The sequence below is a fragment of the Salipiger sp. HF18 genome, assembly GCF_011806505.1.
In the GTDB taxonomy this organism is placed as follows: domain Bacteria; phylum Pseudomonadota; class Alphaproteobacteria; order Rhodobacterales; family Rhodobacteraceae; genus Salipiger; species Salipiger thiooxidans.
This window is the reverse complement of the sequence record NZ_JAATOS010000073.1, coordinates 1-14,374: the sequence shown is the minus strand read 5'-3', so window position 1 is coordinate 14,374 and position 14,374 is coordinate 1. Positions and strand designations below refer to the sequence as shown.

Here is a 14,374-nt window from a genome sequence, read left to right as displayed (position 1 = left end):
ATAATGGGTATCGGCGGGGCCGTTTCGCACGAATTTTGGGCAGTCCCGCTTCCTGCATCGATTATGCATCAATTGCCGCGCGGCTTTGCCTGTCGGCCCCTTGTTCTGCGATGCAGCGACCCCTAGATTGATCCACGAGGCACGGTAACGTGCCAGCGGAATTTGCCGGGCTCTCTCCTCCTCCCTGAGCCCTGCAATTCAGCGGCGGCCCCTCTCCTCCTCCCTGGGGTCGCCGCGCTCCCACTTCCTCCATGACAAAGCCGGTTCTCGCAGGTCGCGCATCCCCCGTATCGCGTCCCTTCGGCGGCGCCGCGTGCAGACTTTGCGATGAATGACCGCCAATGGGACCGCGCGCGCGTGGTGCGGTGCAGGAGACGGGCGCCAAGCTCGTCCCCGAGCGCGGCCAGCCGGCGCGACGTCACCATGGGCGCGAGGCCCGGGTGTCGGGACGCGGCGGCGAGGCCCCGTGGCGCACGGCGTGGACGAAGACGGAGGGATTGGCGAGATCCATTATACCCTCACGCGATACACCGGCCAATCGTAACAGCTGGCTACCGATCGAAGAGCGGCGGCGCTATGTCCGGACAAGCGAAGTCACCCGCAGCCCCTGCCCGCCCCTGGAGACCCCTGATGTCCTCTCTCTCGCCCGGCCCCTCCGCGCCCTCGGACGGCGCCCCGCAGCTGTCCCGCGGGCTGCTTCTGGCCATGGCGATCGCCGCAGGCGCGGCCGTCGCCAACATCTACTACAACCAGCCGATGCTCGAGATCATGCAGTCCGAGTTCGGCCCCGGCGTCACCGGGCTCGTGCCGATGGTGACGCAGCTCGGCTACGCGGCAGGGCTGGTGCTGCTGGTGCCCTTGGGCGACGTGCTGCCCCGGCGGACGCTGATCCTGACCCAGTTCCTCGCGCTGGCGGCGGTGCTGCTGTTTGCGGCGCTGGCGCCCGGCGGCGCGGCGCTGGTGGGCGCCTCGCTGCTGGTGGGGGCCACGGCCACGGTGGCGCAGCAGATCGTGCCCTTCGCGGCGCATCTCGCCAGCCCCGAGCGACGCGGATCGGTGGTCGGCACGGTGATGGCGGGGCTGCTCACCGGCATCCTGCTCAGCCGGACGCTCGCCGGGCTCGTGGCGGAATACTGGGGCTGGCGCGAGATGTTCGCGCTGGCGGTGCCGGTGGCCGCCGTCACGGGGCTGGTGCTGGCGCGAATGCTGCCCTCCGAGCCCGTCCAGGGCGGCACCCGCTACCCGGCGCTGCTGCGCTCGCTCGCAGGGATCTGGCGCGGCCAGCCGGTGCTGCGGGTGGCGGCGCTGACGCAGGCGCTGCTCTTCGCCGCCTTCTCGGTGTTCTGGACGGTGCTGGCGCTCTACCTCGACGGGCCGCAGTTCGGACTTGGCGCCGATGTCGCGGGGATGTTCGGGCTGATCGGCCTTGCGGGCATCGCCGCGGCGCCCATGGCGGGGCGGATCGCCGACCGTCGGGGGCCGCATCTGGTGATCCTCGCGGGGGCGGTGCTGACGCTGGTCTCGTGGATGATCTTCGGGTTCTGGCCGGGGCTCGTCGGGCTGGTCGCGGGCGTCGTGGTGCTGGATTTCGCGGTGCAGGCGGCGATGATCTCGAACCAGCACGTGGTCTTCGCGCTTGGCGCCGAGATCCGGTCCCGCGTCACCACGCTGTTCATGGGCACCATGTTCCTCGGCGGCGCGGCCGGGTCGGGGCTGGCCAGCCTTGCCTTCCGCCACGGCGGCTGGCCGATGGTCTGCGTGCTTGGCGGGGCGCTGGCGGGGCTGGCGGTGATCGTGCAGCTGCGCTTCCGCCGGCTGCGGTGACGCCTGCGCCGCCCGGTGCCTCAGGCAGGCGCCGGATCGGGGCCGAAATCGAAGCTCTCGACGTCGCGGATATAGGCTTCGAAGAAATCGGTGAAGGTCTCGACCAGCGGCGGCAGCTTCTCGTAGGGCGGGTAGTAGAGCATGAGGTTGAGCGGCGCGATCTGCCAGTCCGGCAACACCACCTCGAGCGCGCCCGAGGCCAGCGCCTCGCGCACGAGGAAATCCGGCAGGTTCACCATGCCATTGCCCGACACCGCCATGGCATGGAGAAACTCGCCGTTGTTCGACACCACGTCGGTGCCCGCCCGCACCGTCCGGCGCAGGCTGCCGCGGGTGAAGGTCCAGCTCTCGGCTGCGCCGCCGTGGCCGTAGGAGAGGCACTGCGCGGGCGGCAGCTCTTCCGGCGTTTCGGGCCGCGGGATGCGGTCGAAAAGCGCGGGCGCCGCTACCACCTGCCGGGGCACATGGCAGATCCGGCGCCAGATCGTCGACTTGTCGCCCGGCGGGTCCGAGATACGGATGGCGAGATCGCAGCTCTCGTCGAGGATGTCGACCAGCACGTCGGTGAGCTGCACGTCGAGCGCGATGTTGGGATAGGCCAGCCGGAAGCTCGCCACCAGCCCGGGCATCAAGCGCATGCCAAAGGACATGGGCGCGTTGATCGCCAGCCTGCCGCGGTCGGGGCGGGTGGTGCGGGTGATCTCTTCGGTGACGCGGTCGAACTCCTCGAGCACGGGGCGGTAGCGCGCCGCGACCATCGCCCCCGCCCCGGTGAGCGAGACCTGCCGGGTGGTGCGCAGGAGCAGCTGCTGGCCGAGGTCTTCCTCGAGCTGGGCGATGATCCGGGTGATCGAGGCCGGCGTCATGCGCAGGCTGCGGGCGGCGCCGGCGAAGCTGCCCTGCTCGACGACGCTCAGGAACACCCGAATGGGCTTGATGGTCTGCATGGCGGTCTGCATGCCGCCAGATTGTTATCACCGAGCGAAATAGTAAATGACATAAAGCTTCTATTCCTGAAAATGATCCCCGCCCTTACCTTGGTTGCAACAGGATCAATCCCGCGATGGAGAGACACGATGATCAAGGACATCAAAGGGCTGCACCACGTCACCTCGATGGCGGCGGATGCGGCCGAGAACAACCGCTTCTTCACCGACACGCTCGGACTGCGGCGGGTCAAGAAGACCGTCAACTTCGACGCCCCCGAGGTCTACCACCTTTATTACGGTGACGAGATCGGCACGCCCGGGTCGGTGATGACCTACTTCCCCTTCGGCCAGATGCCGCAGGGGCGCCGGGGCACCGGCGAGGTCGGCGTGACCGAGTTCGCCGTGCCCGAGGGCACGCTCGGCTACTGGAAGGACCGGCTGGCCGCCAGGGGCGTGACCGGGCTGAGCGAGGACAGCTTCCTTGGCGAGACGCGGCTGAGCTTCGACGGTCCCGACGGCGACGGCTTTGCGCTGGTGGAAAGCGCCGAGCGCGGGCGCAGCGCCTGGACCGGGACGGACGTGCCCCCGGACGCGGGCATCCTCGGCTTCCACGGCGCCCGGATGCGGCTGCGCAACAGCGCCGCCACCGCCGAGCTGCTGGGCTTCATGGGCTACCGGAAGGACGAGACCGACGGCGCCGTGACCCGCTACCGGATCGAGGGCGGCAACGCCGCCGACACCATCGACCTCGAGACCGTGGCCGGCGGCAGGACCGCCGCGCAGGGGGCGGGATCGGTGCACCACATCGCCTTCGCCGTCGAGAACCGCGCCGCCCAGCTTCGGGTGCGCGACGCGCTGCTCGACACCGGTTACCAGGTGACGCCGGTGATCGACCGTGATTACTTCTGGGCGATCTACTTCCGCGCCCCCGGCGGCGTGCTCTTCGAGATCGCCACCAACGAACCCGGCTTCGACCGGGACGAGGACACGGCGAAGCTCGGGCAGGCGCTGAAGCTGCCGACCCGCTACGAGCCGTTCCGCGACCGGATCGAACACCTTCTGCCCGCCATCGGAGCCTGAGCGCCATGACCCGGACCCGGACCCTGAGCTACCACGCCCGCACCCGGGCCCCCGAGCCCGGTGCTCCGCTGGTCTTCGCCTTCCATGGCACCGGCGGCGACGAGCACCAGTTCTTCGACCTCGCGCGACAGATCCATCCCGGCGCGGGCATCGTCTCGCCCCGCGGCGACGTCTCGGAGGGCGGTGCCGCGCGGTTCTTCCGGCGCACCGGCGAAGGGGTCTACGACATGGAAGACCTCGCCGGGCGGACCGCGCGGATGGTGGCCTTCGTGGCCGGGCACAAGGCCGCGCACCCGGGCGTGCCGGTCTACGGATTCGGCTATTCCAACGGCGCCAACATCCTCGCCTCGGTGGTGATGGCGCGGTCCGATCTCTTCGACCGGGTCGGGCTGCTGCACCCGCTGATCCCGTGGCAGCCGGCGACGGCGGATCTTGGCGGGCGGCGCGTGCTGGTCACCGCCGGGCGCCGCGATCCGATCTGCCCGTGGCCGCTGACCGAAGGGCTGCTGACGTGGCTTGCCGACAATGGCGCCGAGCTCCGGACCGAGGTCCACGACGGCGGCCACGAGGTGAGGCAGGGCGAGATCTCTGCCCTTGCCGAGCTGCTCACCGCATGACCTGCCCCGGCGCCCCCCTTCCCGGGCGCCGGAGGCCTCCCCTCGCCGCAGCGCTCGGGACGCGGCCGCCCCGGTGCCGGGCCGGTTCCGCCCAGATCTCTGAACCAGCCCCCCTGAAGGAGTCATCACAATGAGCGATCCGATCATCCGCTACAGCGAAACCGACAGCAAGGCGCGCTACGTCGCCACGGTGGAGGGCGTCGCGGGCGAAGGCGAGTTGACCATTTCCAAGGTCTCGCCGACGCTGATCATCGCCGACCACACCGCCGTGCCCGACAGCATGCGCGGCATGGGCATCGCCAGGGCGCTGGTGCTGCGGCTGCTCGAGGACGCCCGGGGCAAGGGCCAGCGCATCGTGCCGCTCTGCCCATTCGTGCGCGGCTATGCCATGCGCCACCGCGACGACACCGCCGACGTCATCCAGTGGTGACGCGCCGGGTCGCAGGATCCCCGGACACGGCGCGGCGGCGCGCAGGTCGTGCGGGCGAGACATCGCCCGTGCCAGGACGACACACAGGACAGAGGCGGTAACGCCGTCCCCCCAGAGGAGACCCGACATGAGCTGGAACCCCACCCAGGACCCCGAATGCCCGAGCTTCGGCTGCGGTGCGCTCGAGACGCTGATCATCCCCCGCGCCCGCGACATCGGCGGCTTTGACGTCCGCCGCGCCCTGCCCTCGCCGAAACGGCAGATGGTCGGACCGTTCATCTTCTTCGACCAGATGGGCCCGGCCGAGTTCATCACCGAGGGCGGCATCGACGTGCGCCCGCACCCGCATATCGGGCTCGGCACCGTCACCTACCTGTATCAGGGCGAGTTCGAGCACCGCGACAGCATCGGCAGCCACCAGATGATCTACCCCGGCGAGGTCAACTGGATGACCGCGGGCCGGGGCGTGACCCATTCCGAGCGCACCAGCGAGAACACCCGTGGCACCCGCCACAGCCTGTTCGGCGTCCAGACCTGGATCGCCCTGCCCGAGCATCTCGAAGAGACCGACCCGGACTTCGAGCACCACGGCAAGGAGGCGCTGCCGGTGATCTCGGACGCGGGCTGCGAGGCGCGGCTGATCCTCGGCGCGGCCTATGGCGCGCAGAGCCCCGTGGCGATGCCGACCGAGACCTTCTACCTTGACGTGGTGCTGCAGCCCGGCGCGGCTTTCCCGCTGCCCGACGATCAGGAGGACCGCGGGATCTACGTCACCGAAGGTGCGATCGATGTCGCCGGCGACATCTTCGAGGCAGGCCGGATGATGGTGTTCCGCCCGGGCGACCGGATCTCGGTCAAGGCCGGTCCGCAGGGCGCGCGGCTGATGGCACTTGGCGGGGCCACGATGAACGGGCCGCGCTACATCTGGTGGAACTTCGTATCGTCCTCGAAGGACCGGATCGAGCAGGCCAAGGAAGACTGGAAGGCCGCGGACTGGGCCAACGGCCCGTTCCGGCTGCCGCCGGGCGACGAAAAGGAGTTCATCCCGATCTCGCCCGAGCTCGACCGCACCCGGCCCCGCGGCTGGGACTGACTGCGGGCATGGCGCGCTGTCCGGGCCGTTCGAAAGGTCCGGACCATCGCGCGGCCGGGGCGCTCACATGCGCCCCAGCCGGTCCTCGTCGTCGATCACGGCCAGCGCGCTGCCCTCATCCGTCCACCGCCAGAGCACGAGGTTGGCCCCGGTCGCGCCCTTGGCGTAGCTGCGCACCAGCAGGCCTGCGAACCCGTCGGAGACCAGAGCGCGCGCGAACTCCTGCGTCGGCACCGGCCTGCCGTCGAGCATCGCCGCCCGCCAGCCCGGATCCGCCAGCGCCCCGGCCGACATGCCCCGTGCCTCGAGCGCGCCCGCGTCACGGCTGTCGAAGACCGGCCCGAGGTCGGCCCGGTAGGAGACCAGGACCGTGGGTTGCAGGCTGCCCGCCTGGCTCGACTCGCGCAGCGCCGTCGCCGGGTCCAGCGCGGTATAGAGCGCGGGCGTGCCCCTGGCGTTGAACCGGCCGCCGTAAAGCTCGGCGCCGCGGCCCGACAGGGGCTCGCGCGCATAGACCGGGTTCAGGGCGCGATAGAGTGGCCCCGCGTAGCGCCCGTCTGTCAGGGGCATCAGGCGAAGATGCCGGCGTCGACCGCGTCGATGTATTCGAGCACCTGCTGCGCCTTGCCCTCCTGCACCAGCTGCATCGCGGTGCGCCCGTCGAAACCGGGCAGCGGCTCGGACCGGTACCACGCATAGGCCATGAGCTCGGAGCCGAAGCGCGGCTCGACCTTGTTGAGCACCTCGACCAGCTCGCGCAGGCGGCGCTGGGTCTTGTCGGAACTGATGCGGGTGCGGCGCTGCAGGGCGTCCTTGCCGAGCCCCACGGTCATCGCGACCTCCTCCGCCGAGGTGCGGAGCGCGGCGGCGATCTTGCGGGGCTCGAACTGCCCGCCTTCGGCGAAGTTTGCGATGTGCATGCCCTGGCTCCTATCGGTGACTGTCACGCAATATAGCGTCACAATCACCGATTTTCAAGTGCAGAGGCCGCGCCGGGGCGCGGGCTCAGTCCTTGCGGACCTGCAGCAGCACGGCGTTGGCGGTGCCGGGCTCGGACGTGCGGGAGCGGCGGCGCAGGTACATCCACAAGAGCGCCATGACCCCGATGGAGAAATAGCCGTCCACCGCGTAGTGGTAGCCGCTCCAGATCGACAGCAGCAGGATCAACCCGCAGAACAGCGCCGCCGGGAAGGCCAGCAGCGCGGAACGTTCGCCGCAGTAAAGCGCCACCACCGTCGCCACCGACACGTGCACCGAGGCAAAGGCCGAGATCCCGGCGCCGAAGCTGCGCTGCCCGGCCGAGTACATCTCCCACAGGTAATCCTGCAGCGCGCCCATGGTGGTGTCGCCGACGCCGGCGAAGCTCAGCATCAAGGTCAGCGAGGCGAAGCGGTCGCTGCCGTAGATGCGGTCATAGAACACCGGCCCCACCGACATGCCGCCAAGCGCCAGCACGTTGCCGATGACGATCCAGCTGGCGCAATACAGCACGAGATAGCGCCGCACCCGCGCGTGGTCGTCGTCGCAGGCCACCAGCACCACCGGGAACAGGAAGGCCACAACCAGCCACGGCCCGTGGTAGAGCGGCGCGAGGCGCAGCATGGTCTCGGAGCCGAAGGCGCGGTTGATCACCGCCCAGGCGTCGACGTGGCCGTGCAGCCAGGCGTCGAAGCGCGCAAGGTAGGGGTCGGCGTAATAGGGCACGATCTGGGGCATCGTGGTCTTGAACAGGGTGAAGCCGAGGTGCAGCGCGAAGATCGCCGCGTAGACCATGAGCACGTTGCCGACCGCCCTGCCCGTGCCGACGCCGCGCCGGGCCTCGGCCCGCATCGCCCAGAGCGACACCAGCACTGCGATCACCGCCACGTACCAGAGCGAGACGTCCGGATCGGAGGTCAAGGTGGACAGCATGTCGCGGACCACCCCGTCGCGCAGCAACACCGCGATCACGAAGGAGGCCAGCGCATAGGCGATGCCGAAAACGAAGAAGGAAAATGCGGGGATCACGGGTTCTGCTGCCCTGGGTTGCGTAAGGAAACGTGGTGTCGCCCTACGAGGCAACCCACCCGGAACGTGACATGTAGGCTATCGGCCACTTTCGGGAAGGCAAGCCGCAAGAAATGTCGCGAGGGTCTCCCTGCCAAGTTGCGGGCTCCGCTCGGCAAATTCCCGCCGGGGCAAGGGCCGCGGCGCCTGTTCGGGCCCGAGGTGTCGCGTGCCCGCCTTGCGGGCAGGTGTCGTCGGAATGCCACGCTGCCCATGGCGACCAAAACATGCAATTGCATGTTATGCATGCCGCGATTACGGTCCGGCCTCAGCCAGGCAGCGCCCCAGCGACAGGAGACATTCCGGACATCAGGGGACAGAGCCATGGCGCATCACAACATGCGACGGCTCCTGCTTGCAGGAACCGCGGCGGCAGCACTCGGCGCGGGACAAGCGGGTGCACAGGAACTCGAGGGATATTACGAACTCGATCCGATCTATTTCGAGGCCAGGGACCCGGTGTCCGGCGCCGCCGACCGGGCGACCTCGATGTATGTCTCGGGGCTCGAGCTCGAGCGGGCGCGGACCGGCGACCTGAAGGACGTGTTTGCGGGCATCGCCTCGGTCTCGGTCGGAGGCGGCATTCCCATCGCGCAGAAGATCTTCGTCAACGGCGTCGACATGCTCAACCTCGGCGTCACCGTCGACGGCACGCCGCAAAACAACCGCGCCTTCCACCACGTCACCGCCAATGCCATAGACCCCGGTCTGCTCGAGCAGGTGCGGGTCGATGCCACCGTCTCGCCCGCCGATGCCGGGCCCTATGCGCTGGCGGGCTCGGTGGTGTTCGAGACCGTGGATCCGGACAGCATTCTCGAGGACGGGCGCAATTTCGGCGGCAACGTCCGCCTCAGCTACGGCGACAACGGCGAGACCTTCCAGCGGGCGCTGACCCTTGCCGGGCGCAGCGGCGGCCTGTCGGTGCTGGGCTATGCCAAGCGTGCCAGCGGCGAAGATTACGACTCCGGCGCCGGCGACACCATCGGCGGCACCGCGGCGGATCTCGACAGCCTGCTCGGCAAGGTGGTCTACGAGGCGCCCTCGGGGCACCGGTTCGAGCTTTCGGCCCAGCAGCTGCGCGACGACGCGCTGCGCCAGTGGCGGGCCAATTTCGGCGGGCCGGTGAAACCGGGCGAGACCCTTCGACGCTACGAGACCACCCGCAGCAGCTATTCCCTGCGCTACGAGAACACCATGGCGACCGGACTCTGGGATCCCTCCGTGCGCATCGGCTACTCAGAAAGCGACGTGATCATCAATGAGCCATGGGACAGCAACGGCCTGTCCTGGACCAAGTCCGCGACGCTGCAGAACACCTTCAACCTCTCGATGGGCACGGTGGACGCGGGCGTCGACTGGCAGGAGAGCTTCGGCGAATACGACAGCCCGGATTACGCCGAGTACCAGACCGAGACCAGCCGCACGACCGGCATCTTCGCGCAGGCCCGGCTGACGCCCACCGACCGGCTCGGCCTCTCGTTCGGCGCGCGCTACGACTGGCAGACCTTCGAGGGGGTCACCGGCAAGGAGGTCTCGCACGAGGGGGCCTCGGCCAACCTCTCGGCCAGCTACAGGCTGACCGACAGCCTCACCCTGCGCGGCGGCGTGTCGTCGGTGTTCGGCGGCGTCGACATCGAGGACAACTACACCTTCTCCCTGTTCCTGCCGCCCTTTGATTACGGCACGCTCGAGGCCAGCCGGGCGCGCAACGCCACGCTGGGCTTCGACTGGGAGCGTGGCGCGCTCAAGATCGGCGGCGAGCTCTTCGTGAGCCGGATCGAGGACGCGCGCGGCGGCAGCGACAACTTCGACTTCGAGAGCCGCGGCTTCAACCTTGGCGCCACCTATGGCTGGGACAGCGGATTCGCGCGCTTCACCCTGTCGAAGAGCGACGCCTTCGTCGACGGCGACCGGACCCAGAGCTACGACGCGCTCGACTTCGGCGCGCCGCTCGGCACCGTCATGGCCTTCGAGCTGGACCAGAAGACCGGCATCGACGGGCTGCGCGTCGGCGGCGGGCTGGACGCGGCGCTGGATTACGAGATGCCCTCGGGGCTCGACGATCTCGACGCCTACGCGGTGGTGAACCTCTTCGCGGAATACGTGCCGCCGCGGTTCGACGACATGACGATCCGGGCCGAGATCACCAACCTCTTCGACAAGGAATACGCCGACCGCGGCACCTATGGCGGCGAATACGGCGACGTCACCACGCTCAAGGAGCCGGGACGCACCGTCTCGCTGGTGGCCGTGGCGAGGTTCTGACCACGCCCTGGGCGCCCCCCGCTAAGGATAGAGGCGGATGAGCATGCGCGCCAGCGCGTAGGCCTCGTCGGTGCTGAGCCGGTCCTGCAGGTGGGTGCGGATCGCGTCCTCGTAGATCTTCCAGACCTGCGTCTCGAGCCCCTTGCCGGCCTCGGTCAGCGCGAGGGTCTGGCCCCGCCCGGGGCCGGGACGCGGTGTGCGGCGGATCCAGCCGGTTTCCTCGAGCCGCCGCGCCTGCCGAGAAAGCGCGTATTGCGGCATGTAGAGCTTGGCCTCGAGATCCGCCATCGCCATGCCCTCGGGGCCCGCCGCCTCGAGTTCGAGCAGGATCTCGTACCAGACCGGATCCTCGAGCCCCGCCTCGCGCAGCGCCCGGGCGATCCGCGGCCCGAGCGAGCGCTGGATCCGCATCAGGTTGAACCACACGCGGTTGTAGCCGATCTCGGGGCAGGCATCGCCCGCGAAGGGATCGGCAGGGGCGGCGGTGTCGTGCTGGCTCAAGGGTGTATCTCCGGCGGCCGGTGGGCTGACCACAGCGAGATAGCCGCCCGGGCACCGAAGGTCGAGCACCCGGGCAACGCACGCCTTCGTGCCCGTGGTCTGGCGCGGGGGTCAGCGCACCGGCGACAGCGACGGCAGGCGGCGGCCCGCCATCGCCGCCACGACCTCGGCCACCCGATCGGGCGCGATCAGGTCCCGGTGACGGCAGTCGAGCTCGAGCCGCTCGACGCCGCCCGCGAAGGCCTGCCAGAGCCCCGCGTGGCGGCCGCTGCCCTCCTGATCGCGGGTCGCTGTGACGTGCAGGAGCGGCGCCGCGACGCGGGGCTCCTGGTGGCCGCGCACCAGCGCGTTGGTGGCCTGCACGCTGCGGATCACGCCCGTCTGCACCGCCTCGGGCAGCAGCGCCAGCGCGTTGCCCTTGCGGCGCAGAAAGCCCATCACCTCGGCGCGGGTCGCGAGGTTCGCATGGGCCTCGGGGTCGAAGCCCGCGATGGCCAGCAGCGCGCGCAGGGCGGCGCCGTCGTCGGGCTCGGGTTCGTTGCGCCAGCAGTCCGAGGGGTAAGCATCGAGCAGCACCAGCCGCGCCACCTCGCGCCCGCGCCGCTCGGCCTCGGCGGCCATGGCGTGGGCGATGATGCCACCCAGCGACCAGCCCAGCAGCGTGAGCGGTCCCTGCGGCTGCAGCGCCTCGACGCGGTCCATGTAGCGCTGCGCCAACGCGCCGAGGCTCGGTGGCGTTGGCGTGTCGGGGTCGAGCAGCGGCGATTGCAGCCCCACCACCGGCACCCCCGGCAGCGCCAGCGCGAGGCTGCGGTAGCACCACGCCAGCCCGCCCGCCGGGTGCACCGCGAAGAGCGGCGCGCCCTCGCCCTGCGACAGCTGCAGCACCGGCCCGAGCCCGAGGTCGGGCGCCCCGGCGCCGGGACGGCTGGCGTCGAGCCGCCGCGCAAGGTCGGCCAGCACCGGGGTTTCGAGCACGGCGCCGAGGCCGGGATCGGCGCCCAGCTCGTCCTCGATACGCAGGCAGAGCCGCACCGCGCCAAGCGAGTCCCCGCCCGCGAGGAAGAAGTCCGTGCCCGTGGCGGCGGGCGCCGGCAGGCCGAGGATCTCGGCATAGAGCGCCGCGAGCAGCCGCTCGGTCGGGCTGTCGGGCGTGGCGCCGCCGGGATGGTCGGTCTCGGGTGCAGGCAGCGCCTTGCGGTCGAGCTTGCCGCTCGGGGTCAGCGGCAGCGCGTCGAGCGGCACCACCTGCGACGGCACCATCGCCTGCGGCAGCCGCGCGGCCAGCGCGGCGCGGATCGAGGCCGCGGTCTCGCCCGGGCGGGGCACCACGTAGGCCAGAAGACGGGCGCCGCCGTCGGGGCCCTCGGTCACGATCACCGCGGCTTGCCGGACGAGCCCGCTGTCGTCGAGCGCCCGGTCGATCTCGGCGGGCTCGATGCGGACGCCGCGGATCTTCACCTGGTGATCGACGCGGCCGACGAAGGTGAGCACGCCGTCCCCGTCGCTCACCGCCAGATCGCCGGTGTCATAAAGCCGTCCCCCGGGGTCGCAGGGATCGGGGAGGAAGCGCTCGGCGGTCAGGTCTGGCTGGCCGAAGTAGCCGCGCGCGATCTGCCGCCCGCCGAGGAAGAGCCGCCCCGGCACGCCGTCGGGCACCGGCCGCCCCTGCGCATCGTGCAGGTGGGTGCGGGTGTTCCAGACCGGCCGCCCGATCGGCACAAAAGCCCCCGGCTGGCCGGGCAGCGCCTCGTGCGCGGTGACATCCACCGCCGCCTCGGTCGGGCCGTAGAGGTTGAAAAGCCGCCCCCTGATGCGGTCGTGGAAAAGGTCGGCCAGCCGCTGCGGCAGCGCCTCGCCGCTGGCGAAGACCCGGGCGATGGCGAGCCCTTCGGAGGCCGTCGCCTGAAGGAAGAGCTCGAGCATCGAGGGCACGAAATGCATGGCGGTGATGCCCTGCGCCCGCACCAGCGCCGCCAGCGCCACCGGGTCGCGCTGCGCGCCGGGGGGCGCCACCACCAGCGTGGCGCCGGAGAGGAACGGCAGGAAGAACTCCCAAACCGAGACGTCGAAGGTTGCGGGGGTCTTCTGCAGGATGCGGTCGCCGGGGCCGAAGCCGTAGGTCTCGCGCATCCAGAGCAGCCGGTTGACGATGGCGTCGTGCTCGATGACCACGCCCTTGGGCCGCCCCGTGGAGCCCGAGGTGAAGAGAACGTAGGCGGCATCTTCGGGGGCAGGCGGCTGCGGTGTGGTCCTGGGGGGAGGGCTATCGAGAAGATGGCGCGTCGCTTCGGGGGGCGGACTGTCTGGCTGGGCGCGCGTGGTGGCGACGGACGTTCTCTCGGAGGGGGCGCGCACGAGCGCGACAGGAGGGCTGTCGGACGGGGCGCGTCTGGTTTCGAGCCGAGTGCGGTCGGGTGCCCCGCGCGTCGCTTCGGGCGGCGTCGCGCCCTGCGGGTGAGGTGTGGTCGCGAGGGAACACCTTTCGGGCAAGTCGGTCGTGGCGTCGTCGGGAGGGACGTCATGCCGACCGGGCGTCACCTCGGGGCCGAGCGGGTGGAGCACGGGCACGGATCCGGCGTCGAAGCCGTCCTCGCCAAGGAGGACGGCGGGAGAGACGCGGGCGATCATGTCGGCGCGGCGGGCGCTCTGGTCCTCGGGGTCGAGCGGCACGTAGGCGGCACCGGCGCGGATCACGCCCAAAAGCGCCACGATCAGCGCCACCGAGCGCGGCAGCGCCACGCCGACCACCGCGCCCGGCCCGATGCCGCGCGACGCCAGCCGCCGCGCGAGCGCGGCGCTCAGGGTATCGAGCTCGGCGTAGCTGAGCCGGGTGTCTCCGAAGACCAGCGCCGGGGCGTCCGGGGTGGCGCGCATCTGGGCCTCGATCAGCGCCGTGAGCGTGGTCTGCGGCACCGGGTGGGCCGTGGCATTGCGGGCGAGCGTCGTGGCCTCGGTCTCGGCGGGTGTCAGGGTCAGCACCGCGGCCAGCGTCCGGGCGGTGACGGCCTGCGCCAGGAACTGCGCGAGCCGGGCGCCATGGGCTGCGGTTTCGGCGGCGCTATAGCGTGCGTCGTTGCCGTCGACCTGCACCAGCAGGCCTGCCCCGGGGTCGCCGCGGAAGCAGAAGGTGATGTCGTCCACCGACCCCGCGCCGAGGATCTGCAACCGCGTGTCGCAGCGTGAAAGCGACGGGCAGGCGTCGAAGGGCAGGATGTTGACCAGCGGCCCCCAGAGCCTGCGCCCTGCCCCGATCCGGCCAAGCTCGCGCTGCAGGGCCTCGCCCCGGTAGCGGCTGTTGCGGCGCATGGCGGCGAGCCGCGCGGCAGCACCGCGCAGCCAGTCGGCGAGCGGCGCGGTCTCGTCGATCACGAGGTGCAGGGGCAGGACATTGACCTGCGTCGAGGGGGTCCGGGCCACCCGGCCCATGCGGTTCTGCAGCGGGATGCCAAGCACCACGTCCGACGCGGCGCCGCTTGCCACGGATGCGAGGTGCCGCGCCACGTAGGCGCCGGTGAGGGCGGTGAGCACGTCGGTCCAGTGGGCGCCCGCGGCCTCGGCCAGTTGCACGATTGCGGCGCCCGTGCCC

The 14,374-nt window shown here is 70.7% G+C and carries 12 protein-coding genes; 6 read left to right on the top strand and 6 right to left on the bottom strand.

Annotated features, from left to right (window positions below; all coding sequences use genetic code 11):
- The first annotated feature begins 630 nt into the window (after window positions 1-630).
- Window positions 631-1,824 (top strand): MFS transporter, encoded by a 1,194-nt coding sequence (locus tag HC022_RS09260; protein WP_167452231.1) that lies wholly within the window; start codon window positions 631-633, stop codon window positions 1,822-1,824.
- Between the two features lie 20 nt (window positions 1,825-1,844).
- On the opposite strand, the gene HC022_RS09255 is transcribed toward HC022_RS09260, so the two are convergent.
- On the bottom strand, window positions 1,845-2,771 hold the full coding sequence (locus tag HC022_RS09255; protein ID WP_254885018.1) for a LysR family transcriptional regulator: 927 nt from the start codon (window positions 2,769-2,771) through the stop codon (window positions 1,845-1,847).
- A 129-nt stretch (window positions 2,772-2,900) separates the two neighbouring features.
- On the opposite strand from HC022_RS09255, the gene HC022_RS09250 reads away from it, so the two are divergent.
- The 4 genes from HC022_RS09250 to HC022_RS09235 all read left to right on the top strand — a co-directional run bounded on the left by HC022_RS09250 (window position 2,901) and on the right by HC022_RS09235 (window position 5,973).
- Complete coding sequence (locus tag HC022_RS09250) at window positions 2,901-3,833, top strand: VOC family protein (RefSeq protein ID WP_167452229.1); 933 nt, start codon at window positions 2,901-2,903, stop codon at window positions 3,831-3,833.
- Between the two features lie 5 nt (window positions 3,834-3,838).
- Complete coding sequence (locus HC022_RS09245; protein ID WP_167452228.1) at window positions 3,839-4,450, top strand: alpha/beta hydrolase; 612 nt, start codon at window positions 3,839-3,841, stop codon at window positions 4,448-4,450.
- 130 nt (window positions 4,451-4,580) lie between these two features.
- A complete protein-coding gene (locus tag HC022_RS09240; RefSeq protein ID WP_089960144.1) occupies window positions 4,581-4,880 on the top strand; it encodes a GNAT family N-acetyltransferase in 300 nt (99 codons plus the stop codon).
- Between the two features lie 127 nt (window positions 4,881-5,007).
- Window positions 5,008-5,973, top strand: coding sequence for a pirin family protein (locus HC022_RS09235; RefSeq protein WP_167452227.1), 966 nt, complete (start codon window positions 5,008-5,010; stop codon window positions 5,971-5,973).
- Window positions 5,974-6,036: 63 nt separating this feature from the next.
- Here HC022_RS09235 and HC022_RS09230 read toward each other — a convergent pair whose 3' ends face one another.
- From HC022_RS09230 to HC022_RS09220, 3 genes are all read right to left on the bottom strand, one after another.
- Entirely contained in the window at window positions 6,037-6,543 is a 507-nt protein-coding gene (locus HC022_RS09230; RefSeq protein ID WP_167452226.1) for an RES family NAD+ phosphorylase, read from the bottom strand.
- Entirely contained in the window at window positions 6,543-6,893 is a 351-nt protein-coding gene (locus HC022_RS09225; RefSeq protein ID WP_008887721.1) for an MbcA/ParS/Xre antitoxin family protein, read from the bottom strand. Before HC022_RS09225 ends, HC022_RS09230 begins: the two co-directional genes overlap by 1 nt.
- An 85-nt stretch (window positions 6,894-6,978) precedes the next feature.
- Window positions 6,979-7,980: a phosphatase PAP2 family protein gene (locus tag HC022_RS09220; protein WP_167452225.1), complete on the bottom strand. Its 1,002-nt coding sequence runs from the start codon at window positions 7,978-7,980 to the stop codon at window positions 6,979-6,981.
- A gap of 363 nt (window positions 7,981-8,343) precedes the next feature.
- Between HC022_RS09220 and HC022_RS09215 the strand changes: the two genes are divergently transcribed.
- Window positions 8,344-10,284, top strand: coding sequence for a TonB-dependent siderophore receptor (locus HC022_RS09215; RefSeq protein WP_167452224.1), 1,941 nt, complete (start codon window positions 8,344-8,346; stop codon window positions 10,282-10,284).
- A 21-nt stretch (window positions 10,285-10,305) separates the two neighbouring features.
- Here the strand turns inward: HC022_RS09215 and HC022_RS09210 are convergent, their stop codons facing one another.
- Window positions 10,306-10,785 (bottom strand): MarR family winged helix-turn-helix transcriptional regulator, encoded by a 480-nt coding sequence (locus HC022_RS09210; protein ID WP_175583515.1) that lies wholly within the window; start codon window positions 10,783-10,785, stop codon window positions 10,306-10,308.
- A gap of 111 nt (window positions 10,786-10,896) precedes the next feature.
- Window positions 10,897-14,374, bottom strand: a 3,478-nt coding sequence (locus HC022_RS09205) for an amino acid adenylation domain-containing protein (protein ID WP_167452223.1), incomplete at its 5' end; no start/stop codon positions are given.